The organism is Pectobacterium parmentieri, assembly GCF_001742145.1.
GTDB lineage: Bacteria > Pseudomonadota > Gammaproteobacteria > Enterobacterales > Enterobacteriaceae > Pectobacterium > Pectobacterium parmentieri.
The window spans coordinates 698,030-723,487 of record NZ_CP015749.1 but is presented as its reverse complement, the minus strand read 5'-3'; the positions used below and the strand labels follow the sequence as shown (position 1 = coordinate 723,487).

Below are 25,458 nucleotides of genomic sequence, written 5' to 3'. Positions count from 1 at the left end.
ATGTGCGTTGGCATTCTGCAAACCCTCTGACCAGCATAGCGGATTTCACCGCAATTCAGTGCAGTCGCAGCGAAGAATAAAGTAATAAATCATGAGATTGGAGAGGAATAAAGGGAGAACTGGCGAGAAGAGAGAAGATCAGACAACGTCAAAACCCCTTGAACCGATACTCTATCAATGAAGTATGGTTCATTTTCGTGTTTATCTGCCATTCCTTTAGGTATACAGCAGATAAACACGATAGACCTTACACTCAGGCCTTAATAGAAATCGCAGGCTGCGGCTTCGGACTGCGCCATCCATACCGGTTTATCGCTGGTTTTCAGCCAGACACGGTGTAGATAGCTGTAAAAACGTGCCCGATCGCGGCGGAACAACATCACCGGTAACGCCAAGACACCGATGGCAACCACGGCGGCACGACGCAGGAGAATACGGTGCAAGGGATAAGTAGTATAAAGCGACATAACGATCCTCCTCTGGGATAAGCGCCCTTGTTCAGCGGCACCTTTCATAACGATAAAATAAGAACTGTGATATTGGTTAAAATTTTACCGCCTTTCCTGAAAATTTACTACTCATCGGACCAGAAAAAGATGAAATAATCGCCAGTTTTTTCGTCATCACGTTATTAAGTTACAATAACGTTAACAACAAACTTACTATTCGTTAACTCATGGACAAGAGGATGAGCAGCATTTGTATTGCCAGATTAGATCGTCAGGTGTCTCTTCAATCCCTCCGCTCTCCGATGGCAAAGCAAACGTTTGAAATCACCACCCGGCCCATCTACATAAAATACACAGACGGCGTGACTCCCTGATGATATGGCTCGATGAATCGGTGGTTATCACATAGGCGATGAACATCAGTACAAAAGCGTCGGCACAGGGTGAAATCACCCACCTGATCATTTAAATCCAAGGAGGGATGAAAAAAGGAGGTTACTAAGATGCGCATTTAGCCATGGGCCCATGATATATCATGGGTAAAAAACGGATTGATATTACTCTAAATCATTAAAAAACCATTTTATATATCCCATCGCAGAGTATGTTATCTTTCGTGACCTAAATAATTATGAATGTGCCAATCTCGCTAGTTGGTTCTCAGCATTCGATTTAATAATCTCTATATCTGATTGGCACAGCTCGGATAATTTAGATTTGGCATTCTCGTTATTTATTCCACCTAACGCCCATATACACTTTATTGCCAATGCATAACTATCGTCAAATGATAAGTATTTATAATCCTCTTGAATGGCTTTAAATAAACACTCCACACTGCTTTCTGATCTAATGTCCTGCAGCAAACTAGCAATATCCTCATGCTTATAATGCCAGTGTTCAAGCAACAAAAAATTTAGCTGTTCTACAGGAACATCCTTCTCATTAAAAATAAAAACAAGCGTTATCGCATCTTCTAATTCATCGGCATTTTCTTTTTTTGATGCGATGCCTATTTCTTTTGAAATGAACGCAGCAGGGCTGTAGCACTCAAGGTCAAATCTCTTAATTAACTCCTCTTTAGAAAAATTTTGAGAGTAAAACTCATTGAGTAATGTTTGATTATATAAATTCATTTACCCCCCGTAATTTCAGTCACATTATAAATCATCTAGAGTTAACCATATCAAATACCTTACCATCCCCCATCAAGTTATGTACATATCCATAGTTATTATCACCTAAAATACTATAGGATCCTGAGTCAAACAACCGTTAATACCGAGGGATCAAAAACAACGATTTCATTAGCATTTTTCTTTACCCCACAAGGTAAAAAACCCATTTTAAAAATATCGAACAACTCCTCAAGTTTATTGTTAACCCCCTCACCTTTCAAATATCTCTGCACACTCAGCATCATTAACATATAATTGCACTCATCACCGACCTCCTTAACAAATTCATCATATTCAGAATTATCGGCCAGCACCGCCTTTTTCCTTATAAGATATTCTTTCCTTTTCCTTATAGTTTCTTTTAATGTGTCATCATTCTCAGCTATAATTCTCTCAACTATAGATTTTTGTGCTAAATCATAATTATCATCCAATATCAATTCTGATATTAGACCAGAAAAGAAATCATCCCAAATCCAATAGCCTGAAGGTACGTCTTGGCTAAAAATAAGCTTTAAAGCATCATCTTTTTTCGTAATCACATCGTGTTTAGATGAAGCCATTTTAGATCCAGATAAAAACAATGGATTTTTAAAAAAACGGACAGGTTCCATATAAAATTCAACTTGCTTATTCATTTCATCACCTTACCATATCTATTTATAAATAAAACACGCTCTGCCTATCAATTTATCCTATAGCTTTACCAAGCCGAGGATATCAACATTCTACATATCTTTATAGTCCGCCATCCATCAGATAAGCCACTTTCTTCCTGCCGTCGATGCTTTGGATTTAGTGTAAGGTTAATAAAACAACCCCTACTCCATCATGTTTCTTTATGGGCATTAATTTCGAATATATCACTATATCCATCAATGAGTAAATTAAAAGAAACCGGAGAGATAACAAACATAGAATAAAGCAAAAAACAGTGATTTTCAGTCGTTTTTTTCATAAAAAACTATTTTTTATCTTCCGACGGAAGGGGAAAGAAAAAATCATGCCTTTCCTGAGTTATGTTTACCCTACAATTATCTACAGTTTGAATTAATGAAGTAAATAACCGATTGAAAAATAGTTATTTAATAGATCAAAAATAAAAAAGACGATAATTCACTCAATTTTATAAAATATAAATGAGCAGTGACTTACATTTGTTTATGTAAAGTCTACATAGCAACGTGGAGATCTCCACCGTCTATTTCCATTTCACCCCATTTTTATACTTTTTTTACGCCTACCGACGGGAAATTTGCACCTTCTTTTCCTGCGTTTTCCTACCCTGACGCTGTCTATTTTGTTCCGGAGGTGTGTTGTGACGCTCAGCATCGTCTTAGGCAGTCTGCTCGTGCTAGTGATGATTTATCTGCTGGCTGTCGTCATCGTCGCGCTTTTCTTCGGTCGTTGGCCATTGGTGTTCGCTGCCGTGATTAACGTCAGTGGAGCAGCCTGCCCGTTATTGTGCTATCTGCCTGTACCGACGAGCAGGATAAAATAGCTGCGCTGGATGCCGGTGCCGATGATTACCTAACCAAACCGTTTGGCATCGGCGAACTGCTGGCACGGCTGCGCGTCGCGCTCCGTCGCCACAACAATACCCAGCAGGAAACACCGCTGGTGAGCTTCGGTACGATTACCGTAGATTTGCTTAATCGGCAGGTGAACCGCGACGGTCAGGAACTGCACCTGACGCCCATCGAATTTCGTCTGCTGGCAACCTTGCTCGCCAACCCCGGCAAAGTGCTGACGCAACGCCAGCTCCTGACGCAGGTCTGGGGGCCAAACGCCGTCGAACACAGCCACTATCTGCGTATTTATATGGGGCATCTACGCCAGAAGCTGGAAAGCGACCCGGCAAGACCGCGCCATCTCTTGACTGAAACCGCTATCGGTTATCGATTTATACCGTAAAATCATCCTTCTGTATCAGGCAGCGTCCTTGGCGAACCTCTCCCACGGTACGCGCCTGCCTTCTCTTCAGGGATACGCCATCATGAGTAGTTGGTTAATTTATGCTTTGTTGTCTGCCGTATGCGCCGCGATGGTCGCAATATTTGGCAAGATCGGTCTGCAAAATTTGGACGCCAATACGGCGACCGCGATTCGTGCCGTCATCATGGCACTTTTTCTGGTGGGGGTAGTGGTCGCACAAGGTAAGCTGGTGCTGGTCGGTGAAGTTATCGCTAATAAGAAAGCGCTATTGTTCATTGTACTCAGCGGCATCGCGGGAGCGCTGTCGTGGCTGTTTTACTTTGTCGCGTTGAAGAACGGTAACGTCGCACAGGTCGCGCCGATCGATAAACTCAGCGTGGTATTTGCCGTCGTGCTGGCGGTCATCCTGCTGGGAGAAAAAATTTCGCTAATGGCGGGAGCCGGCGTGGCGCTGATTTCAGTGGGTGCGCTACTTGTTGCGTTAGGATAAATACGTTTTCTGGCTGAACGAGATTAACAAGGGCGCTGCAAGCAGCGCCCTTTTCACTTATTTGGCGCTGGCAAGCACCGCACTAACAATCTCTACCGCTTCTTTCTCGATTCGCTCGCGGTGTTCCACCCCGAGGAAACTTTCACAGTAGATCTTGTAGGCTTCTTCCGTACCGGAAGGACGTGCGGCGAACCAGCCGTTCTCCGTCATCACTTTCAGGCCACCAATTGATGCACCATTGCCCGGTGCAGCGGTCAGGCGAGCCGTAATCGGATCGCCCGCCAGCGTGCTCGCTGATACCTGCTCAGGAGACAACTTGGACAGCGCGGCTTTTTGCGCGTGCGTCGCGGAAGCCTGAATACGGTTGTAGCTTGGTGCGCCAAAGCGCTGTGCCAGCTCATCATAATGCTGCTGCGGATTCTTACCCGTCACAGCCGTAATTTCCGCTGCCAGCAGACACAGGATGATGCCATCTTTGTCCGTTGACCATGGCGTGCCATCAAAGCGCAAGAAGGAAGCTCCCGCGCTTTCTTCACCGCCGAAGCCAAAACTGCCGTCATATAGGCCATCAACGAACCATTTGAAGCCAACCGGCACTTCCACCAGCTTGCGGCCCAAATCTGCCACCACGCGGTCGATCATCGCACTGGATACCAGCGTTTTACCGACAGCAACAGATTGCCCCCACTGTGGACGGTGCTGGAACAGATAGTTGATTGCCACCGCCAGATAGTGGTTCGGGTTCATCAACCCAGCAGGGGTGACAATGCCGTGGCGGTCATAATCAGGATCGTTGGCAAACGCCAGATCGAATTTGTCACGCAGCGCTAGCAATCCGGCCATCGCGAATTCTGACGAGCAATCCATACGGATCACGCCGTCATGATCCAGCGACATAAAGCGGAATGTTTGATCGACAGCATCGTTAACCAGCGTCAGATCCAGCTTGTAGTGTTCTGCGATGCGCTGCCAGTAGGCAATGCCGGAACCACCTAGCGGGTCGACGCCCAGTTTCAGACCGGCGCGTTGAATAGCCACCATGTCCACCACGCTAGCCAGACCTTCTACATAAGCTTGAACCAGATCCTGCTCGTGGACATGTCCGCTGTTAAACGCCTGATCCAGCGTAATACGCTTCACGTCACGCAGTTCATCTGCCAACAGCGCATTCGCACGCGTTTCAATCACGCTGGTCAGATTAGTATCCGCAGGGCCGCCGTTCGGTGGATTATATTTAATGCCGCCATCTTCCGGCGGGTTGTGAGACGGCGTAATCACAATACCGTCCGCCAGCGCACCGCCCTGACGATTATGAACCAAAATCGCGTTAGACACCGCAGGCGTTGGGGTAAAACCATTATCCAACTGAACAATGACATCCACACCGTTGGCAGCCAACACTTCCAGCACGGAAATAAACGCTGGCTCGGAGAGCGCGTGAGTATCTTTCCCAACATAGCACGGGCCGCTGATGCCCTGCTTTTTGCGCTCTTCTGCAATCGCCTGCGCAATCGCCAGAATGTGCGGTTCATTAAAGCTATGACGCCCGGCGCTACCACGATGGCCAGACGTACCGAATTTCACCGCATGAGCGGTATTGCCGACTTCCGGGCGCAACACATAATATTGTGACGTTAACTGTGCCACATTAATCAAATCGCTCTGCTGGGCAGGCTGTCCGGCCCTTGGGTGATTAGCCATTGGCGCTTCTCCCTAACGCTGTAGTTAGTGTAGTTAGATAAGTGGTTGATGTTATCCCCCTCATTCTTCGAGCGGTTTGGGTGTTGACTGCATGCCACTCGAATTATGTAGGGGATAGATAGATGATTAGATGGTTCCACACACTTTTTCTGTTAGTTCCGCAGGGAACTGCATCGTCAGCATAATGTGCTCAACCATACTGCGTTTACGACCCGTATTCGTATTGGTAATCACCCAGTATGGCGTACCCGGAATATGTTTAGGCTTGGTGTGTGTGCCATGCTGAAGCAATGTTTGTTGGTCGCCCGCAAAATAGACCCGAGTCCGGCCATGAAGCGATTCCGTCGCGGCAGCAAATTCCTGTGGCGCCAGGGTATATAGCGAGCACAAAACCAGCATAAAGCGATTAATGGCCTTATTTTGTTCAGCGTATTCATCTGACAGCAGCAGTTCACGCAAGGTGCGAACCCGATCGCGCGGGCTCGGCGCAACAGCAGGCTGAGACGTCGCCGTTGCCGTCGTCTCTACCGCTGGCGTTGTAACAGGCTGCCCAGCAGTAAATTTCAGCATGCGCCGTAAAATATCCGATGCGCTCTCACCAATATGCTGTGTGTGGCTGGCAATATAACGATAAAGCTCTTCGTCGACTTCAATAGTTTTCATCTTTATCCAGTGCTGTTTTTTACCCATTATCGTGCAAATTACAGAGTTGTTCCCTTCTGCAACCCGACATCGATGGGTAGATGACTCAAATCAAAAGGATTATACAGGCGTTCAAACATTATCGAACAGCGGCATAATGGGACAATACCAAAAGTCAGACTATGCCCCAATGCCTTTCACATCCATTCAAGTAGCTATACGTGTCCCTTACCGTTCCTTCAGTGACAACATTGCCTCTAAAGTCATGATACCCTAAGCCCATGTCTCTCTGAATGAACTTCACCATGAAATTGAATCATCGCTGGCAAAATGCGCACCAGCCCACAGATAAACGCCCTGTCGTCCTGATTCATGGCTTGTTTGGCACATTAGATAACCTTGGCGTACTGGGTCGGGATTTGCAAAATACGCATGACATCCTGCAAATCGATTTACGCAATCACGGTTTATCGCCACGGTCATCACAGATGAACTACCCCGCCATGGCAGAGGATGTATTGACGCTGCTGGATGAACTGAACATCGAACGCACTATCGTTATTGGGCATTCGATGGGAGGAAAAGTCGCTATGGCGCTCAGCGAGCTTATTCCTGAACGGCTGGACAAACTGGTCGCGATTGATATCGCGCCAGTGGATTATCAAGTACGCCGCCACGACACCATCTTCACTGCACTGCGTGCCGTAACGGAAGCAGGCCTGACATCACGAACCGAAGCAACCGCACTCATGCGCCAATATATAAAAGAAGAAGGCGTAATTCAGTTTTTGCTGAAATCCTTCCAGCAGGGAGAGTGGCGTTTTAACGTACCAGCCTTGTGGGATGAGTATGAAAACATTGTTGGCTGGCAAGAGGTTCCGGCTTGGCAAGGGCCAATATTATTCATCCGCGGCGGCGATTCCCCCTATCTGGACGATCGCTACCGTGATTCGCTGCTGCGTCAGTTCCCAGCGGCGCGGGCGCACGTTGTCAGCGGCGCGGGCCACTGGGTTCACTCAGAAAAACCCGATACCGTTTTGCGCGCTATCCACCGTTTTCTGGACGCGAATTAACCAGACCATACACACACTGGCGGATTCATGGCAACAGCGGCAGTTAACCGTTGTCGCCGCCAGTGTGGCTAGGGTATGATGGCGTTCGCAGTAGAGGGACGGCTGATTCAGCCACAAGTCATTGTAACCACTTCATCAAAGTGCACGCGTAATTCCCCGGCATGTTCCACAGATAGCCAAACCGCCCCCTGACAATCCTATTGCAGAGTGAGGGTAGGCATCGATTTTATCTGTAGGACAGAACGGGCAGTTCTGTGTATTTTGATCCGAATACCTTGCAGTATCATTACTTATGGCAAAAGAACAAACGGATCGCACTACACTGGATCTGTTCGCAGATGAGCGTCGTCCGGGCCGCCCCAAGACCAACCCGCTCACACGTGACGAACAACTAAGAATTAACAAGCGTAATCAACTACGTCGCGATAAAGTGCGTGGCTTACGCCGTGTTGAATTAAAGATTAACAGCGACGCTGTGGATATCCTGAACAGCCTTGCTGAACAGCGGAACATTAGCCGCAGTGAATTGATTGAAGAGATGTTGCTGGCACAGTTGGCCGAACAGCAGCCCTGATTGACGTAACGCGATATTCACATAGTGCGGTTTCATATTTTGCGCGGCGCCATCTCTGACGCCGCCTGAACATTCATCCGAGACTAAAAACACGCCACCGGATTAAAACAACACTGTTTTCTGATTAAAAATTTCCCGATTAAAACAACAGTTAGAATTTTTCCCAGTTGTCGCTACTGGCTGGCAGTGCTTTGCCTGCACGCGGGGCAATCACTGCCGCTTTTTGCACCGGTTTTGCAGCCACTTGCAGCGCTGACTGCGAATCGGACAGTTGGAACAGGGACACAGTCTGGTTCAACAGCGCCGCCTGCTCTTCCAGCGACAAGGCAGCCGAAGAGGCCTGTTCAACCAATGCCGCATTTTGCTGCGTTACGCTGTCCATTTCCGCCACTGCCTGACCAACCTGTGCGATGCCTTTGCTCTGTTCTTCAGATGCCGAGGCAATTTCACCCATAATATCTGTCACGTTAGTGACCGCGCGGACGATATCCTGCATGGTGTCGCCGGCATCGCTAACCAAATTGGAACCCGTATCCACACAGCGGACCGATTCAGAAATCAGCCCTTCAATCTCTTTCGCCGCCTGTGCACTACGCTGCGCCAGACTACGTACTTCTCCGGCTACCACGGCAAAACCACGGCCTTGTTCGCCCGCACGCGCCGCTTCTACCGCGGCGTTCAGCGCCAGAATGTTGGTCTGGAAAGCAATGCCGTTAATCACGGTGGTGATTTCTGCGATTTTTCTCGAACTGCCGGAGATTTCTGCCATGGTTTTCACCACGTTTTCGACGATCTGCCCACCCTTCTTCGCCGTTGTTGAGGCTTGCAATGCCAATTGGCTGGCGTGATTGGCATTTTCTGCGTTCTGTTTCACCGTCGCCGTCAGTTGCTCCATGCTGGCTGCCGTTTCTTCTAACGCAGAAGCCTGCTCTTCGGTACGTGATGACAGATCGTTATTACCCGCAGCAATCTCAGAAGCCCCCTGATAGATGGAGTCCGTGCTGTTTCTGATGGTGCTAACGGTGCTAGCCAAACTCCCCTGCATTTCACGCAGCAATGGAAATAGGCGGCCAACGCAGTTATTACCAAAGTCCAGAATCGGCTTGCCCAAGTGACCAGAAGCAATCACGCCAAAGTGATAGCGCAGGTCATTCAGCGGGCGAACCAAGCACACCACCAAATAACGGTCGGTCAGGAACAGCATGATAAGACCGATAAACAGCCCGCTCAGCAAAATGTTCTGTCCAACCGTGGTGATTTGTTCAAAGCGAACCCCCGCTGCAGCGAATTTCTCTGCGCTGGCGCTACTGAATGCGGATAGGGACGCGCCAAACTGACGGCTCAATGGCGGCACAATATTCTTGGCCTGATTTTGGTAATCGTCCAGCGCGTTGGCAACAGCCTTTTGATAAAGCGGTTCAACACCTTGAACAACCAGACTATTCCAGTCACGACTGACAGCCTGCACCAGAGCATTATCCAGACCCGCATGATCGATGGCATTAAACGCCACCAAATCAGACTTCAGTTTATCCAGCGCGACGAGAGCAGAGGCCTGCTCTTTATCAGCGGTAGCATTATCACCACTGCGACGCGCATCTACGGCACGCGCCAGACGGGTTACCATACGGAAGTATTGATCGTTGCCCTGGTTGATGAAATTCATGTTCTGAACCAGCAAGGTGCTGGTTTTTGAGGTTGTAGTCATCTCTTTAAAAGAGAACAGGGTATATATCGATACCCCCCCCCAAAGAACACAAAAAATGCCCAGCACCCATAGCATAGCGGTTCTGATGGCAATATTTTTAATAAGTCTCATAGCTCACTCCAAATCAGGAAAATGGTTAAAAAGATTTTTATCGCTAATCAACCAATATGAATCAGAAAATTCACACAATAAAACAGACCACTTCTCCCTAGCGTTCACATTTCACCGAGTCGAAAACTCAAAAACCACGCTAGTTCATCGGCTAAATACAGAGAATATTTAGCACTCTTGCTATATTTATTAATATAATTTTTCACACCGAGAATAAATTCGCCTATTTTTATAAATATACGTTTTTTAATCAGAGGGTTGAAAGCAAAGCGACTGCCACCCTACGTCCCTTGTGCGTTGGCGTGGATACACAGCCAGACGGAAAAGCAATTTAAACATCATTTTCATTTTATTCTTTAATATCAAAAGCTAAAGACTTTCTCTTCAAGGTTGCATCGTTTCAGCTACAAATGATTATAATTCTTATCTTCTTTGATTAGGAATATTCCCGAAAAATGTTACAAATCTTCAATTCAATAAAAACATTATCTTTTGTATGTATTTTAATTCTCCCTAAATAGAGATGTACCGTTCCGTGACTTTTATTTCTTAAAAAAAGAAGTCTGCTTTTAATTACAACTGAAAGGAAATGCAAAATAAAAACATCATTCATAAAAAATGAAACGTCGTTGCAAATAAATAACCTTCTGGTACTGGGCTATGCATGTCTAATCTCGGAAGGCAATATAACCATACTATTGACATGGATAATTTAGCGCCAGAAGAGATGCACTTCGCTCCTTTTATCGCCCTCCGCATTTTGCATGCTCTTGATTTACGCCTCTATACCGATACGAGTTTCTCCTAATGTGAGTGTCTGTTATTATTAGCAGATAAGTGGGTGAAACATTACACCATACCATTAGGAATCAAGGGGTTATTCAATTCATGGCACTCATCGGAATATTCTTTGGCAGTGATACCGGCAACACGGAAAACATCGCCAAAACGATCCAACAACAGTTAGGCACCAGCGTTGCTGATGTTCATGACATCGCCAAAAGCAGCAAAGAAGACCTGGAAGGTTTCGATATTCTGCTGTTAGGTATTCCAACCTGGTATTACGGTGAAGCTCAGTGCGATTGGGATGACTTCTTCCCTTCGTTGGAAGAGGTTGATTTCACCGGAAAATTGGTTGCTCTGTTTGGCTGTGGCGATCAGGAAGACTATGCAGAATACTTCTGTGATGCCATGGGAACTATTCGCGACATCATTGAGCCTCGCGGCGCGACGATTGTCGGCCACTGGCCAACAGAAGGCTATTATTTTGAAGCGTCTAAAGGACTTGCCGACGATAATCACTTCATTGGTTTGGCTATCGATGAAGACCGCCAGCCTGAATTGACCAGCGAGCGCGTGACGACGTGGGTGAAACAGATCGGCGATGAACTGAATCTGAAAGAGCTGGTTGGTTAAGCCATTTTGGCTCTGATAATCCCTATCAGAGCCAAAATAGTATCGATAGGTAAAACCTTTCATAATAATTGATACATTTTTTTAACTTCTATCAGTAAACCTGTACAATAATCCCATCGGTTTTATACGCGCTTTACCTTTTCCTCATTCATCAACAACGGATTGCGTTATATATCAGTAGTGTGAGTGGGGACAATATTGTTAACATTCCCTTGTTTTCATTTTGTATGCGCGGTTCTATAATTGAGACGCGTTTGCATTTTTTGAGCCGACCGATGTCATAGGCTAGGCAGCCTCCATTGATAAGTAAGCTACAGGACTAAACCCGCATGACTGACAACAATACCGCATTGAAGAAGGCCGGCTTGAAAGTCACTCTTCCAAGACTGAAAATACTGGAAGTGTTACAGGATCCTGTCTGTCATCACGTCAGTGCGGAAGATTTATACAAGAGACTGATTGATATGGGCGAAGAGATTGGTCTTGCTACCGTCTATCGCGTACTCAACCAGTTTGATGATGCAGGTATCGTAACCCGTCATAACTTCGAAGGTGGTAAATCCGTCTTTGAATTGACGCAGCAGCATCATCACGATCACTTAATTTGCCTCGACTGTGGCAAAGTCATTGAATTCCGCGATGAATCTATCGAAGCACGTCAGCGTGAGATCGCAGAAAGACACGGCATTAAATTGACCAACCACAGTTTGTATCTCTATGGGCATTGCAGTGAAGGGGATTGTCGAGAAGACGAAACCCTGCATGAGTCCACACGATAAATCGACCACATAAAAAAATAAAACCGCCGAGGCGGTTTTATTTTCTAACTCATGCCCTTAACCTACCCAGGTATCGCGCAGCCCGACCGTTCGGTTAAACACCAGATGGTCTGTACTGGAGTAAACGCGATCGGCACAGAAATAGCCTTCGCGCTCAAACTGATACGCTTTCTCTATTTCCGCCTGCGCCAAACTCGCTTCGACAAAGCCTCGCGTAACTTTCAGTGAGTCTGGGTTAATCGTCGACAGGAAGTCATCCGCCGCGCCAGGATTTGCCACACTGAATAAACGATCGTACAAACGGAATTCTGCTGGCACGCCATGCGCCGCGGAGACCCAGTGGATAACCCCCTTCACTTTACGGCCGTCAGCCGGATCTTTGCTCAGCGTTTCCGCATCATAACTACAATAGATCGTGGAGATGGTGCCCTGCTCGTCTTTTTCAATGCGATCAGCTTTGATCACATAGGCATTACGCAAACGAACTTCTTTACCCAACACCAGACGTTTGTACTGTTTGTTAGCTTCTTCACGGAAGTCAGCGCGATCGATGTAAACTTCACGGCTGAATGCCACCTGACGCGAGCCCATTTCCGGCTTATTAGGATGGTTCGGCATCGCAACAAACTCTTCGTGCTCAGCGGGCAGGTTCTCGATCACGACTTTGACTGGATCTAACACTGCCATCGCACGCGGAGCATTCTCATTCAGATCGTCACGGATGCAGGATTCAAGCGCGGCCATTTCCACGTTATTGTCCTGCTTCGTTACGCCGATGCGCACACAAAATTCACGGACGGAAGCCGCACTATAGCCACGACGACGCAGGCCTGAGATAGTCGGCATACGCGGGTCATCCCATCCTTCAACCACATTTTCCACAACCAGTTGGTTCAGCTTACGCTTGGACATAATCGCGTATTCGAGATTGAGGCGGGAGAATTCGTACTGGCGTGGATGGCAAGGAATCGTGATGTTATCCAGCACCCAGTCGTACAGACGACGATTATCCTGGAATTCCAACGTACATAGAGAATGCGTGATCCCTTCCAGCGCATCGGAAATGCAGTGGGTGAAGTCATACATCGGGTAGATGCACCACTTATTGCCCGTCTGGTGGTGATCGGAGAACTTAATGCGATACAGCACCGGATCGCGCATCACGATAAAGGATGATGCCATATCGATTTTTGCACGCAGACAAGCAGTACCTTCAGCAAACCCGCCGTTACGCATTTTTTCAAATAGCGCCAGGTTTTCCTGCACGGTACGGTCACGATAAGGGCTGTTTTTGCCCGGTGCCGTCAACGTACCACGGTATTCGCGAATCTGATCGGCGGTCAGCTCATCAACGTAAGCCAGCCCTTTACCGATCAGCTCAACCGCATAAGCGTGCAGTTGATCAAAATAATCAGAAGAATAACGAACGTTACCGCTCCATGAAAAACCCAGCCACTCGACGTCACGTTTGATCGACTCAACGTATTCGATATCTTCTTTTACCGGATTGGTGTCGTCAAAACGCAGGTTGCATTGCCCTTGATAGTCACGCGCGATACCAAAATTCAGGCAAATAGATTTGGCATGCCCAATATGCAGATAACCATTCGGCTCTGGCGGAAAACGTGTCTGAATACGGTCATGCTTACCAGACGCCAGATCTTCATCAATAATCTGACGGATAAAGTTAGTCGGGCGGGCTTCAGCCTCACTCATTCTTCATTCCTCAATGCTAAAACGACGTATAACCGACAATGATCCAACAAGCTACGCTGGGAAACAACCGTTAATTATTCATAACGAAAAAAAGGGGCGAGATTGCTATCTCACCCCCTCAGTTTCATCGATATAACACGGCGTTACACAAGCATCGTCATTATATTACGCCTTGTCATACTCCGCTTTCAGCGCCGTTGCGATCGACTCAGCCTGCGTGCCCACAACAATCTGTACGCTTTGTTTATTCAGGCGAATAACACCCGCAGCGCCAAGACGTTTCGCCTGTGCATCATCAACCAGAGAGGAATCAACCACGTTCAAACGCAAACGTGTGATACAGGCATCGATGCCAACCAGGTTGGCTTTACCGCCAAGTGCCTGTAAATATCCCTGTGCCAACGCCGCCGTATCGTTTGACTTCTTGCCCACAGACGCTTTAATCACGTCATAGCCATCTGCCTCACTACCGCTTACCGCCAGCTCACGTCCCGGCGTTAACAGATTGAAGCGAGTGATGGTAAAGCGGAACACCACGTAGTAAATGACGAAGAATACCAGCCCCTGCGCTATCAACATGTACCACTGGGTTGCCAGCGGATTACGTGAAGACAGCACCATATCCACCAGACCGGCACTGAAACCAAAACCGGCGATCCACTGCATACTGGCTGCAATAAAGACGGAAAAACCTGTCAGTAACGCATGCAGGAAATACAGCACTGGCGCGACAAACATAAACGAAAATTCCAGCGGCTCGGTGATCCCGGTAAAGAATGAAGCAAATGCCGCCGCCAACATAATCCCGGCCACTTTGCTTTTGTTCTCTGGGCGCGCGCAGTGGTAAATCGCTAGCGCAGCGCCCGGCAGGCCGAACATCATAATCGGGAAGAAGCCCGCCTGATAACGCCCAGTGATCCCAACGATGGCTTTACCAGAATCGATAGACTGTTGGCCTGCCAGGAAGTTAGGAATATCGTTGATACCTGCGACATCAAACCAGAACACAGAATTCAGCGCATGGTGTAATCCAACAGGGATCAGTAAGCGGTTAAAGAAAGCATAAACCCCAGCACCAGCCGACCCTAACTGTTGAATATGTTCACCAAACGACACCAGCGCATTGTAAATGACTGGCCAGACGTACATTAAAATGAACGCCACCAGAATCATCAGGAAAGAAACCAGAATCGGTACCAAACGCCGCCCACTGAAGAAAGAGAGCGCTTTAGGCAATTCAACCTGGCTGAAACGGTTATACAGTTCGGCGGACATCACACCGACGATAATCCCGATGAACTGGTTTTCAATCTTACCAAACGCAGCCGGCACCAGTTCAACGGGAATTCGTTGAATCATAGCGACCACGGCGGGTGAACACAGTGTAGTCAGCACCAGATAACCAACAAAACCGGTCAAGGCGGCCGCACCATCCTTATCTTTCGACATGCCGTAAGCGACACCGACCGCAAACAGCACCGCCATATGTCCAATGATCGCCTCACCCGATTTAATGAGAAGCGCCGCCAACGCGTTTTCACTTCCCCAGCCAACCGGATCAATCCAATAACCTATCCCCATCAGGATAGCGGCAGCAGGCAGCGTCGCGACAGGCACCATCAATGCCCGGCCGACTTTTTGTAAATAGCTCAGAATACTCACTTTTCCCTCTCTTACCTTTGTGAGGTAAATGAAATGTTGTGGGGCAAACAAACCTGCCAATAAATTTCACTGCCAAAAATTTCACTGTCGAACAGTTTCATTGTCGAAAAACCATGACCCGCGGTGGTTCTTAGGGACAGTGTAAGAAAAATAATTCGCTACACAAATTAAACCCCATAATTATGTGATAAAAATCACCAAAAAACTGCATACGAAAACTTTATATCTGAATAAAACCCCAACTTATTTCAAGATTAAAAAAAACGGAGTAGACTAATTTTAATGCATAGACAACGCGCGTCACTGGCGCGACTTACGCGATAACGAATTTAATCCCACTAGAAATCAGGAGAGCGCCGATGAGACTCATCCCTTTAACTACCGCCGCAGACGTCGGAAAATGGGCCGCCCACTACATCGTTGAGAAAATTAACGCTTTCAAACCCAGCGCGGAGCGCCCTTTTATTCTTGGCTTACCGACAGGTAGCTCACCACAGGAAGCCTATAAATCGCTGGTCGCCATGCACAAAGCCGGTCTGGTGAGCTTCAAATACGTTGTGACTTTCAATATGGATGAATACGTCGGCCTGCCAACCGATCACCCGGAAAGCTATCATACCTTTATGCATCAAAATTTCTTCAATCACGTTGATATTCCGCGTGAAAACATTAACCTGTTGAACGGCAACGCAGAAGACACCACAGCAGAATGTCGCCGCTATGAAGAAAAAATAAAATCCTACGGGAAAATTCATCTTTTCATGGGCGGCGTGGGTAATGATGGGCACATCGCCTTCAATGAACCCGCTTCCTCTCTGGCTTCCCGCACCCGCATCAAAACGTTGACGGAAGAAACCCGTATTGCGAATTCCCGTTTCTTCGGCGGGAACGTCAGTTTGGTGCCCAAATTTGCCCTGACCGTTGGCGTTGGTACATTGCTGGATGCCGAAGAAGTGATGATTCTGGTGACCGGACGCAACAAAGCGCAAGCGCTACAGGCTGCGGTAGAAGGCAACGTCAACCACATGTGGACCATCAGTTGTCTGCAACTCCATGCTAAAGCCATCATGGTTTGTGATGAGCCTTCAACGATGGAGCTAAAGGTAAAAACCGTTAAATATTTCCGTGAGTTAGAAACGGAAAGTATGAAAAATCTCTAACCGATCGCGGGAGTTGATGATGTACGCGTTAACCCATAGCCGGATTTTCACCGGCCATCAGATTTTGGATAATCACGCCGTTGTGATTGCCGATGGGCTGATCGAACGGATCTGCCCACTTGCCGCTCTCCCTTCTGGCATTGAACAGCACGACCTGGGCGGTGCGTTCCTCGCCCCCGGGTTTATTGATCTCCAGTTGAACGGTTGTGGAGGTGTGCAATTCAACGATTCGCTGGAGACGATCTCCGTCAAAACGTTGGAAATCATGCAGCAGGCAAACCAGCGATCAGGCTGCACCAGCTTTTTACCTACGCTAATTACGTCCAGCGACGCGTTCATGAAGCACAGCGTCAACGTAATGAGAGACTGGCTGGCGCAGAATAAGCATCTGGCGCTTGGACTGCATCTCGAAGGCCCATGGCTGAACGTAATAAAAAAAGGCACACATGACCCTGCTTTTATCCGCAAGCCAACGCAAGAACTCGTCGACTTTCTGTGCGCCAACGCGGATGCAATTACGAAAATCACACTGGCACCGGAAGAAGTCGAGCCGTCGTTCATCCGCCAGTTGACGGCGGCGGGTATCGTCGTCTCTGCTGGGCATTCTAACGCGACCTGGGAACAGGCTAAGCAGGGTTTTGCCGCCGGAATTCGTTTCGCCACTCACCTGTTCAACGCCATGCCGTATCTGACTGGTCGTGAGCCTGGGCTCGTTGGTGCGATTTACGATGCCCCTGAAGTCTATTGCGGCATTATCGCGGATGGACGACACGTAGACTGGGCCAACATTCGCAACAGTAAACGCATCAAGGGCGACAAGTTGGTGTTGGTTACCGACGCCACCGCACCGGCGGGCGCGGATATTGACCAGTTCATTTTTGCTGGTAAAACCATATACTACCGTGATGGCATTTGTGTTGATGAAAACGGCACCCTGAGCGGTTCGGCACTGACTATGATTGACGCCGTGCGTAATAGCGTCGAACACGTCGGTATCGCATTGGATGAAGCCATTCGGATGGCGACGCTCTATCCCGCTCGTGCCATCGGTGTCGACAAACAGTTAGGCAGCATTGAAAGCGGTAAAGTAGCGAACCTGACCGCCTTTGACCGTGATTATCACATTCTCAAGACATTTGTTAACGGCAACCCAGTTTGGGGGTAAAGCGAAAGCGTCTTGGGGTAACGCAGAAATACGTTGGGGAAACCAAATAAGGTTCCCCAACGTTGAGTTAAACCTAAGCGAGTACTTCTTAATGACCACAGGCGGACAGGCGCAGATAGGGAATGTCGATCTGGTTAAGCAATTAAACAGCGCGGTGGTTTACCGCCTGATTGATCAGCAAGGCCCGATCTCACGGATTCAGATAGCAGAGCAGAGCCAACTTGCTCCCGCCAGCGTCACCAAAATCACCCGCCAACTTCTGGAGCGCGGGCTCATCAAAGAAGTCGATCAGCAGGCTTCCACCGGTGGCAGACGCGCCATTTCGATTATCACCGAAAATCGCCCTTTCCATAGCATAGCCGTTCGTCTCGGTCGTTATGACGCCACCATTGCGCTGTACGATTTACAGGGAAAAGCACTGGAAGAAGCGCACTACGAACTACAAGAAAACACGCAGGAGACATTGGAAACCGCGCTTTTTCAAGCGCTCAATAGTTTTATCACCAACCACCAGCGCCGCATTCGCGAGCTTATTGCGATCTCTGTGGTGCTGCCGGGGTTGGTTGATCCCGTTGCGGGTATTGTCCGCTATATGCCGCACATCAGCGTGGATAACTGGCAACTGGTCGAAAACCTGCAACGCCACTTCAACGTCACCAGCTTTGTCGGTCACGACATCCGCAGTCTGGCGTTGGCAGAACACTACTTTGGCGCAACCCACGACTCGCTAGATTCTATTCTGGTACGTGTCCACCGGGGTACAGGCGCAGGGATTCTCGTCAACGGGCAAATTTTTCTTGGCAGCAACGGCAACGTGGGTGAGATCGGTCATATTCAGATCGATCCGCTCGGCGATCGCTGCCACTGTGGTAATTTCGGCTGTCTGGAAACCGTCGTCGCCAACAGTGCGATTGAACAACGTGTACAGCATCTGCTGCGCCAAGGTTACCCCAGCAAACTTTCTGCAGATAACGCAACGATTTCTGCGATTTGCAAAGCGGCGAATCGAGGCGATGCGCTCGCCCGTGAGGTCATCGAACAGGCCGGGCTTAATCTCGGTAAAGCGCTTTCCATCGCGATCAACCTGTTCAACCCTCAGAAAGTCGTGATTGCTGGTGAAATCACCGCAGCAGAAAAAACACTACTTCCTGCCATCCAGCGCTGTATCAATTCTCAGGTGCTGAAGGAATTCCGTCATAATCTGCCGATTGAGATCTCAAGCCTTAACCATCTTTCCGCTATCAGCGCCTTCGCCTTGGTCAAACGTGCGATGCTAAACGGTGTTCTGCTACAGCAATTGCTCGAAAACGCCTGATTCCCTTTCTGGCCGGATTATGTAATCACTAAAAACCCGGCCTTTCCTCTTCATTAATTTGACGGATCAATACCAAATGCGCCAAATAATTATCGAAACACCACCCCAATGGCTTTTTTCATTAAATAATATTGAATTCCTATAGCACTTTGATGCTAAATCAATAGCACTGAGGTCGAATTCGTAATTACTGGGAGTCATGTATGTGTTCTATTTTTGGTGTGCTTGATCTGAAAAGCGATCCTGTTGAACTGCGTAAGAAAGCGCTGGAGTTATCTCGTTTAATGCGTCACCGCGGGCCAGACTGGTCCGGCGTTTATGCCAGCGATAAAGCGATTCTGGCTCACGAACGTCTGTCTATCGTTGACGTCAACACGGGCGCACAGCCGCTTTACAACGCCGAGCGCACCCACATTCTGGCCGTTAACGGTGAAATTTATAACCATCAAACATTGCGTCAGCAATACGGTGACCGTTACGCGTTTCAGACTGGCTCCGACTGCGAAGTCATCCTGGCGCTGTATCAGGAAAAAGGCCCGGAATTCCTGGATGAGCTGCGCGGCATGTTCGCTTTTGCGCTGTATGACAGCGAAAAAGACGCCTACCTGATTGGCCGTGACCACCTCGGCATTATCCCACTGTATATGGGCTACGATGAGCACGGTAACCTCTACGTCGCGTCTGAAATGAAAGCACTGGTACCGGTTTGCCGTACTATCAAAGAATTCCCAGCAGGCAGCTACCTGTGGAGCAAAGACGGGGAAATCCGTGAATATTACCAGCGTGACTGGTTTGATTACGACGCAGTAAAAGACAACGAAACGGATAAAGAAGCACTGCACGACGCGCTGGAAGAAGCGGTGAAAAGCCACCTGATGTCTGACGTGCCATACGGCGTGCTGCTCTCTGGCGGCCTGGATTCTTCCGTTATCTCCGCAATCACCAAAAAGTATGCCGCGCGCCGCGTAGAAGATGGTGAACGCAGCGAAGCCTGGTGGCCTCAGTTACACTCTTTCGCCGTCGGTTTGGAAGGTGCGCCAGATTTGAAAGCGGCGCAGGAAGTCGCTAACCACTTAGGCACTGTGCACCATGAAATTCACTTCACCGTGCAGGAAGGGCTGGATGCGATTCGCGACGTGATTTATCACATCGAAACCTATGACGTCACCACGATTCGCGCCTCAACGCCGATGTACCTAATGTCGCGTAAAATCAAAGCGATGGGTATCAAAATGGTACTATCAGGCGAAGGTTCTGACGAAGTGTTCGGCGGCTATCTCTATTTCCACAAAGCGCCAAACGCCAAAGAGCTGCATGAAGAAACCGTGCGTAAGCTGCTGGCACTGCACCAGTATGACTGCGCTCGCGCTAACAAAGCGATGTCGGCCTGGGGCGTAGAAGCTCGCGTGCCATTCCTGGACAAAAACTTCCTTGATGTCGCCATGCGCATCAACCCGCGCGACAAAATGTGCGGCAACGGCAAGATGGAAAAACACATTCTGCGTGAGTGCTTTGAATCCTATCTGCCACACAGCGTAGCATGGCGTCAGAAAGAACAGTTCTCTGATGGCGTGGGTTACAGTTGGATCGACACGCTGAAAGAAGTGGCAGCTAACCAGGTTACCGATCAACAGTTGGAAACTGCACGCTTCCGCTTCCCGTACAACACGCCGGGCTCCAAAGAAGCCTACCTGTACCGTGAAATCTTCGAAGAGCTGTTCCCAGTTCCGAGTGCAGCAGAATGTGTACCGGGTGGCCCGTCAGTTGCCTGTTCGTCGGCTAAAGCGATTGAGTGGGATGAATCCTTCAAAAAACTGGATGACCCATCAGGCCGCGCGGTTGGCGTACACCAATCTGCCTACAAATAATTTGATTTAGTTTCATCAGCTAACGGGCCATATACCCTACATAATTCGAGTTGCAGGGCAAAACGTTAACGTTTTGAACAACGCACATGCAGCTTGAAGTATGGCGAGTATAATGGCCCGTTTTTGTACGCTTAATTGATTGGGATTATGTGCTTTTTGGCGCTTTTCTCACCATACTGTTCATAACCCAAACAAACGATACCCTGAGGGCACTTTTCGGGAAAAAACTAGTTGACGCAATTAGACCAACTACGCATAATGCGCCCCGCAACGCCGATGAAGGTGACGCGAAAAAGATGGCTACGTAGCTCAGCTGGTTAGAGCACAGCACTCATAATGCTGGGGTCACAGGTTCGATTCCCGTCGTAGCCACCATCTTTTTTGCGGGAGTGGCGAAATTGGTAGACGCACCAGATTTAGGTTCTGGCGCCGCAAGGTGTGCGAGTTCAAGTCTCGCCTCCCGCACCATGTCACTTTTTCGGTCTGGCATCGTTTTTCGAAGCCTGTTGGTATTTTGTAGTGATTGGGGTATCGCCAAGCGGTAAGGCACCGGTTTTTGATACCGGCATTCCCTGGTTCGAATCCAGGTACCCCAGCCATTTCGAAATACATGCTAAAAAATTCGTTGTCCTGTTGGGGTATCGCCAAGCGGTAAGGCACTGGTTTTTGATACCAGCATTCCCTGGTTCGAATCCAGGTACCCCAGCCATCTACTTGATAGTAGAAGATTTTGTTGAAATGAAATAATAATAGCAGTACATTTGGCTACGTAGCTCAGCTGGTTAGAGCACAGCACTCATAATGCTGGGGTCACAGGTTCGATTCCCGTCGTAGCTACCAAATTTTTGGGGTATCGCCAAGCGGTAAGGCACCGGATTCTGATTCCGGCATTCCGAGGTTCGAATCCTCGTACCCCAGCCAAATAAAGCTGGTAAAACAGCGAGATACGGGGCGACAGTCGAAAGACGTCGCCCCGTTTTCTTATGTCTGGTATTAACATAGTCTGGTGCCAGCAAGCATATCCCAACCATTCGATTTTCCCAAAAAGGGCAGCATGAAGGTTTTATCTACATTTTTTATTACTTATGGTTTCAGCCACGTAGTGCCATCGCGACAAAAACACGTTAACCAATCGTGGCAATCCATTGTTCGTGCGCGGTTAAACACGTTGCTGCTCAATGTGGCTCTGCTGTTTTGCTTCATCGCCCCAACGTATGCCGCGAATATCGCGTCTTTCAAGATTTCATCACAAGAGTTTGCTGACAGAATGAATGCCAATCTGACACAACTCAATATCCCTCTCAAACTGACCATTAATCTGGAAAAGGGACATTCCGTTGATGATTTTCAGCATATTTTCAATGAGCACGTCGGGTTAATCGGGTCAGCAGAGAAACAAAATCAACAACTCACAGAGCTCATCGTGTTCAGCGCTTCATCAGAATCTGCCGAAACAGCGACACAGAACCTACAAATTGTCACAGCCGTGTTTTCTGCACTACTGAGTGAGAATAATATCGAAAATCGTGAAGTAACTGAGATGATGTTCGGCCTACTTCAGGATAGCCGAACCTCAGGTAAAGGCATTCGGCAGGTAGGGAATACTCGTTTTACAGCAACAACCGACGCGGACGCCGATATTATCTTCACCGCCAAGCCAGTACGGTAGCTGGCGGCATCCTCATTATCGGATTAGACACCAATGGCATATTTCAGTGCGCGCTGTTTTAACACGCCAGCGCGCTGTGCAATCATCAGCGCCATATTGCGAGCAAAGCTCAGCGGCGGTAATGTGTTACTGAACGCGTTATAGAATAAATCCATCCCACTTTGCATCATCAGGTTATCCGGCATACGGCGGCACTGATAACGGCGTAAAATCCGTTCAGAAGCCCATTCTTCCCCAGCATCGCGCGCGTTAATCAACACATCCAGCAACGCCTCAACATCGCGATATCCTAAATTAACGCCCTGCCCTGCCAGCGGATTAATGGTATGCGCCGCATCGCCCAGCAACACCAAACCGGGCTTGATATAAGTTTGGGCATGGCGTCTGATCAGCGGAAATGACCCTACGGAGAATGCCTTTACCGCACCCAATCGCTCTGGAAACGCGGCGGTAATCTCTTTATCCAACTGTGTAAGCGGCATCGCCTGAAGCTGGCGAATACGCTGCGGGCTGTCATACCACACTAGTGATCCCCATTGGTCAAACAGCGGTAAAAACGCACGTGGGCCACTCGGCGTGAACTGTTGCCAGGTAACATCCTGCTGCGGTTGAGAAGTTTCAACACCTATCAACATACAAGACTGGCGATACTGCCACCCGCTAATGCCAATTCCCGCCCACTGGCGAACCTGAGAGTTCGCGCCATCAGCGCCAACCACCAGTGAAGCCATCAGTTGTTTCCCATCAGTAAGTTGCAAGCACCAGCCATCATCCGTGTGTTGCAGACTCTGCGGCGTAGCCGGGCAGTGACATTCGCAGTGTTCTTCTTCCTGTAAGCTTTCCCAGAGCGCCAATTGCAGCACACGGTTTTCCACCATAAAACCCAGCTCAGGTAGATGAATGTCGGCAGCATCGAAAACTACTCTGGCATTCGCCCATTCCCAGGTTTCCAGCCGGCGGTAAGGCGCACTGCGCATCTGCTGCACTCTCTGCCATACGCCCAGCTCTTTCAGCAACGCAACCGACGCGTAGCCAATCGCCGAGATCCGTAAATCTGGCGGGCTGGCAGCATCAAACGGCGCAGGCATTTCTTGCTCAACCACCGCAACCTGAAATCCTTGCTGTGCCAGCCCAAGCGCCGCAGCCGCGCCGACCATACCACCGCCGACCACAATCGCATCGTAATGCATATTGGCTTTATCCCCTCTGGTTCTGGTTTATTCACACCAGTAAAAATGCATGAAAATAGTGTACTGGATTTACGGGGGATTTTTCAGAAAAGCCGCATTTTTATAGAAAGTAAGGGGTTATCAAATCAGCACGGCTTCCAGCTCTGGTCACAACGTCAGCGAACGATTACAATATCCATCCCAAATGAGGGGAATCTTTCTTATTTTCCGCACTGAGTAATGGCAAGTCGATGACAAAAAAACTGCATATTAAAACCTGGGGCTGTCAGATGAATGAGTACGACTCATCAAAGATGGCTGATTTACTGGGAAGTACGCACGGCTATGAGCTTACTGAAATCGCTGAAGAAGCCGATGTCCTGCTGCTCAATACCTGTTCGATCCGCGAAAAGGCGCAGGAAAAGGTCTTCCATCAACTTGGTCGCTGGAAAGCGCTGAAAGATCTTAATCCGAACCTGATTATTGGTGTCGGAGGCTGCGTTGCCTCGCAGGAAGGCGCGCATATTCGTGAACGTGCGCACTACGTTGACGTTATTTTTGGTCCGCAAACCTTGCACCGCCTGCCGGAAATGATTAATCACGTTCAGGGCACGCGTAGCCCTATCGTTGACATCAGCTTCCCTGAAATCGAAAAATTTGACCGTCTGCCAGAGCCCCGCGCCGAAGGGCCGACGGCTTTCGTCTCCATCATGGAAGGCTGCAATAAATATTGCACATTCTGCGTGGTGCCTTATACCCGTGGCGAAGAAGTCAGCCGCCCGTGCGATGACGTCTTGTTTGAGATCGCTCAACTGGCGGCACAAGGCGTGCGTGAAGTTAACCTTCTGGGACAGAACGTTAACGCCTATCGAGGTGAAACCTATGACGGTGAAATCTGCTCTTTCGCCGAATTGCTACGCTTGGTCGCCGCCATTGACGGGATTGATCGTGTCCGCTTCACCACCAGCCATCCGATTGAATTCACAGACGATATTATCAGCGTCTATGAAGACACGCCGGAATTGGTCAGCTTCCTTCATTTGCCAGTGCAAAGCGGCTCTGACCGCGTATTGACAATGATGAAACGCCGTCATACCGCGCTGGAATACAAGGCTATCATCCGTAAATTGCACAATGCGCGTCCGGGTATTCTGATCAGTTCTGACTTTATCATCGGTTTCCCTGGTGAAACGCAGGCTGACTTTGAACAGACCATGAAGCTGATCGCCGATGTGAATTTCGATATGAGCTACAGCTTTGTCTATTCCGCCCGTCCGGGAACACCGGCTGCGGATATGGTCGATGACGTGCCGGAGGAAGAGAAAAAACAGCGGTTGTACCTTCTGCAAGAACGCATCACCCAGCAGGCAATGCGGTTTAGCCGCCTCATGCTGGGCACCGTCCAGCGTATTCTGGTGGAAGGCACCTCGCGTAAGAGCGTGATGGAACTGTCTGGTCGTACAGAAAACAACCGAGTCGTCAACTTCGAGGGCACGCCGGATATGATCGGTAAATTTGTCGATGTTGAAATCGTTGACGTTTATACCAACTCATTGCGTGGCATCGTGGTGCGTACCGAAGATCAAATGGATCTGCGCGTACATGAATCACCGTCTTCCGTGATTGCGCGTACTCGTAAAGAGAACGAGATCGGCGTCGGATTCTACCAGCCATAATC

At 48.6% G+C, this 25,458-nt stretch carries 20 protein-coding genes, 6 tRNA genes and 2 pseudogenes; 19 read left to right on the top strand and 9 right to left on the bottom strand.

The features are described from left to right. Nucleotides 1–260 precede the first annotated feature (260 nt). From A8F97_RS03110 to A8F97_RS03100, 3 genes are all read right to left on the bottom strand, one after another. On the bottom strand, nucleotides 261–467 hold the full coding sequence (locus A8F97_RS03110) for a YbfA family protein (RefSeq protein ID WP_010299142.1): 207 nt from the start codon (nucleotides 465–467) through the stop codon (nucleotides 261–263). Between the two features lie 611 nt (nucleotides 468–1,078). Continuing rightward, complete coding sequence (locus A8F97_RS03105; protein ID WP_033071793.1) at nucleotides 1,079–1,585, bottom strand: hypothetical protein; 507 nt, start codon at nucleotides 1,583–1,585, stop codon at nucleotides 1,079–1,081. Between the two features lie 128 nt (nucleotides 1,586–1,713). Next, nucleotides 1,714–2,265 (bottom strand): hypothetical protein, encoded by a 552-nt coding sequence (locus A8F97_RS03100; RefSeq protein ID WP_033071794.1) that lies wholly within the window; start codon nucleotides 2,263–2,265, stop codon nucleotides 1,714–1,716. A 716-nt stretch (nucleotides 2,266–2,981) separates the two neighbouring features. On the opposite strand from A8F97_RS03100, the pseudogene A8F97_RS25095 reads away from it, so the two are divergent. The 3 genes and pseudogenes from A8F97_RS25095 to A8F97_RS03090 all read left to right on the top strand — a co-directional run. Continuing rightward, a pseudogene (locus tag A8F97_RS25095) lies at nucleotides 2,982–3,071 on the top strand (DUF4118 domain-containing protein); the annotation flags it as partial. Next, nucleotides 3,065–3,541 (top strand): annotated as a pseudogene (locus A8F97_RS03095) (winged helix-turn-helix domain-containing protein); the annotation flags it as partial. The pseudogenes A8F97_RS25095 and A8F97_RS03095, both read left to right, overlap by 7 nt. An 82-nt stretch (nucleotides 3,542–3,623) precedes the next feature. Continuing rightward, nucleotides 3,624–4,052 (top strand): EamA family transporter, encoded by a 429-nt coding sequence (locus A8F97_RS03090; protein ID WP_033071795.1) that lies wholly within the window; start codon nucleotides 3,624–3,626, stop codon nucleotides 4,050–4,052. A 57-nt stretch (nucleotides 4,053–4,109) separates the two neighbouring features. Here the strand turns inward: A8F97_RS03090 and pgm are convergent, their stop codons facing one another. Beyond that, nucleotides 4,110–5,753 carry a phosphoglucomutase (alpha-D-glucose-1,6-bisphosphate-dependent) gene (gene pgm / locus A8F97_RS03085; RefSeq protein ID WP_015730910.1) on the bottom strand — a complete coding sequence of 548 codons (1,644 nt, stop codon included), beginning with the start codon at nucleotides 5,751–5,753 and terminating at the stop codon, nucleotides 4,110–4,112. Nucleotides 5,754–5,879: 126 nt separating this feature from the next. Then, nucleotides 5,880–6,416, bottom strand: coding sequence for a replication initiation negative regulator SeqA (seqA, locus tag A8F97_RS03080; protein WP_014700714.1), 537 nt, complete (start codon nucleotides 6,414–6,416; stop codon nucleotides 5,880–5,882). Between the two features lie 284 nt (nucleotides 6,417–6,700). Here seqA and ybfF point away from each other — a divergent pair, with 284 nt between their 5' ends. Both ybfF and ybfE read left to right on the top strand, forming a co-directional pair. Continuing rightward, the gene (gene ybfF, locus A8F97_RS03075; RefSeq protein ID WP_033071796.1) at nucleotides 6,701–7,468 is read left to right on the top strand and encodes an esterase; all 768 of its coding nucleotides are present in this window, start codon (nucleotides 6,701–6,703) and stop codon (nucleotides 7,466–7,468) included. A 292-nt stretch (nucleotides 7,469–7,760) separates the two neighbouring features. After that, entirely contained in the window at nucleotides 7,761–8,042 is a 282-nt protein-coding gene (ybfE, locus tag A8F97_RS03070) for a LexA regulated protein (protein ID WP_005973848.1), read from the top strand. Nucleotides 8,043–8,193: 151 nt separating this feature from the next. On the opposite strand, the gene A8F97_RS03065 is transcribed toward ybfE, so the two are convergent. Continuing rightward, the gene (locus A8F97_RS03065) at nucleotides 8,194–9,861 is read right to left on the bottom strand and encodes a methyl-accepting chemotaxis protein (protein ID WP_014700716.1); all 1,668 of its coding nucleotides are present in this window, start codon (nucleotides 9,859–9,861) and stop codon (nucleotides 8,194–8,196) included. 888 nt (nucleotides 9,862–10,749) lie between these two features. On the opposite strand from A8F97_RS03065, the gene fldA reads away from it, so the two are divergent. Further along, nucleotides 10,750–11,277, top strand: a complete 528-nt coding sequence (gene fldA, locus A8F97_RS03060) for a flavodoxin FldA (protein WP_014700718.1) — start codon at nucleotides 10,750–10,752, stop codon at nucleotides 11,275–11,277. A 329-nt stretch (nucleotides 11,278–11,606) separates the two neighbouring features. Continuing rightward, complete coding sequence (gene fur / locus A8F97_RS03055) at nucleotides 11,607–12,056, top strand: ferric iron uptake transcriptional regulator (protein WP_005973843.1); 450 nt, start codon at nucleotides 11,607–11,609, stop codon at nucleotides 12,054–12,056. 57 nt (nucleotides 12,057–12,113) lie between these two features. Here fur and glnS read toward each other — a convergent pair whose 3' ends face one another. Further along, a complete protein-coding gene (gene glnS, locus A8F97_RS03050; RefSeq protein ID WP_014700719.1) occupies nucleotides 12,114–13,772 on the bottom strand; it encodes a glutamine--tRNA ligase in 1,659 nt (552 codons plus the stop codon). 165 nt (nucleotides 13,773–13,937) lie between these two features. Next, nucleotides 13,938–15,434: an N-acetylglucosamine-specific PTS transporter subunit IIBC gene (nagE, locus tag A8F97_RS03045; protein WP_014700720.1), complete on the bottom strand. Its 1,497-nt coding sequence runs from the start codon at nucleotides 15,432–15,434 to the stop codon at nucleotides 13,938–13,940. A 359-nt stretch (nucleotides 15,435–15,793) separates the two neighbouring features. On the opposite strand from nagE, the gene nagB reads away from it, so the two are divergent. The 11 genes from nagB to A8F97_RS02990 all read left to right on the top strand — a co-directional run bounded on the left by nagB (nucleotide 15,794) and on the right by A8F97_RS02990 (nucleotide 22,611). After that, nucleotides 15,794–16,594, top strand: coding sequence for a glucosamine-6-phosphate deaminase (nagB, locus tag A8F97_RS03040; RefSeq protein ID WP_014700721.1), 801 nt, complete (start codon nucleotides 15,794–15,796; stop codon nucleotides 16,592–16,594). Between the two features lie 19 nt (nucleotides 16,595–16,613). Then, nucleotides 16,614–17,759 carry an N-acetylglucosamine-6-phosphate deacetylase gene (nagA, locus tag A8F97_RS03035; RefSeq protein ID WP_015730914.1) on the top strand — a complete coding sequence of 382 codons (1,146 nt, stop codon included), beginning with the start codon at nucleotides 16,614–16,616 and terminating at the stop codon, nucleotides 17,757–17,759. A gap of 91 nt (nucleotides 17,760–17,850) precedes the next feature. Then, nucleotides 17,851–19,074, top strand: coding sequence for a DNA-binding transcriptional regulator NagC (gene nagC, locus A8F97_RS03030; protein WP_015730915.1), 1,224 nt, complete (start codon nucleotides 17,851–17,853; stop codon nucleotides 19,072–19,074). Nucleotides 19,075–19,277: 203 nt separating this feature from the next. Beyond that, nucleotides 19,278–20,942 (top strand): asparagine synthase B, encoded by a 1,665-nt coding sequence (gene asnB, locus A8F97_RS03025; protein ID WP_033071797.1) that lies wholly within the window; start codon nucleotides 19,278–19,280, stop codon nucleotides 20,940–20,942. 298 nt (nucleotides 20,943–21,240) lie between these two features. Further along, nucleotides 21,241–21,317 (top strand) — tRNA-Met (locus A8F97_RS03020). Between the two features lie 8 nt (nucleotides 21,318–21,325). Then, nucleotides 21,326–21,410: transfer RNA gene (locus A8F97_RS03015), tRNA-Leu, on the top strand. Between the two features lie 56 nt (nucleotides 21,411–21,466). Next, nucleotides 21,467–21,541, top strand: a tRNA-Gln gene (locus tag A8F97_RS03010). 35 nt (nucleotides 21,542–21,576) lie between these two features. Continuing rightward, nucleotides 21,577–21,651, top strand: a tRNA-Gln gene (locus tag A8F97_RS03005). 54 nt (nucleotides 21,652–21,705) lie between these two features. After that, nucleotides 21,706–21,782 (top strand) — tRNA-Met (locus A8F97_RS03000). 6 nt (nucleotides 21,783–21,788) lie between these two features. Then, a tRNA-Gln gene (locus tag A8F97_RS02995) sits at nucleotides 21,789–21,863 on the top strand. 133 nt (nucleotides 21,864–21,996) lie between these two features. Then, nucleotides 21,997–22,611 (top strand): hypothetical protein, encoded by a 615-nt coding sequence (locus A8F97_RS02990; RefSeq protein WP_015730917.1) that lies wholly within the window; start codon nucleotides 21,997–21,999, stop codon nucleotides 22,609–22,611. A gap of 23 nt (nucleotides 22,612–22,634) precedes the next feature. Here the strand turns inward: A8F97_RS02990 and ubiF are convergent, their stop codons facing one another. After that, nucleotides 22,635–23,801: a 3-demethoxyubiquinol 3-hydroxylase gene (ubiF, locus tag A8F97_RS02985; protein WP_014700726.1), complete on the bottom strand. Its 1,167-nt coding sequence runs from the start codon at nucleotides 23,799–23,801 to the stop codon at nucleotides 22,635–22,637. A 230-nt stretch (nucleotides 23,802–24,031) separates the two neighbouring features. Between ubiF and miaB the strand changes: the two genes are divergently transcribed. Beyond that, a complete protein-coding gene (gene miaB / locus A8F97_RS02980; protein WP_014700727.1) occupies nucleotides 24,032–25,456 on the top strand; it encodes a tRNA (N6-isopentenyl adenosine(37)-C2)-methylthiotransferase MiaB in 1,425 nt (474 codons plus the stop codon). The last annotated feature ends 2 nt before the right edge of the window (nucleotides 25,457–25,458 follow it).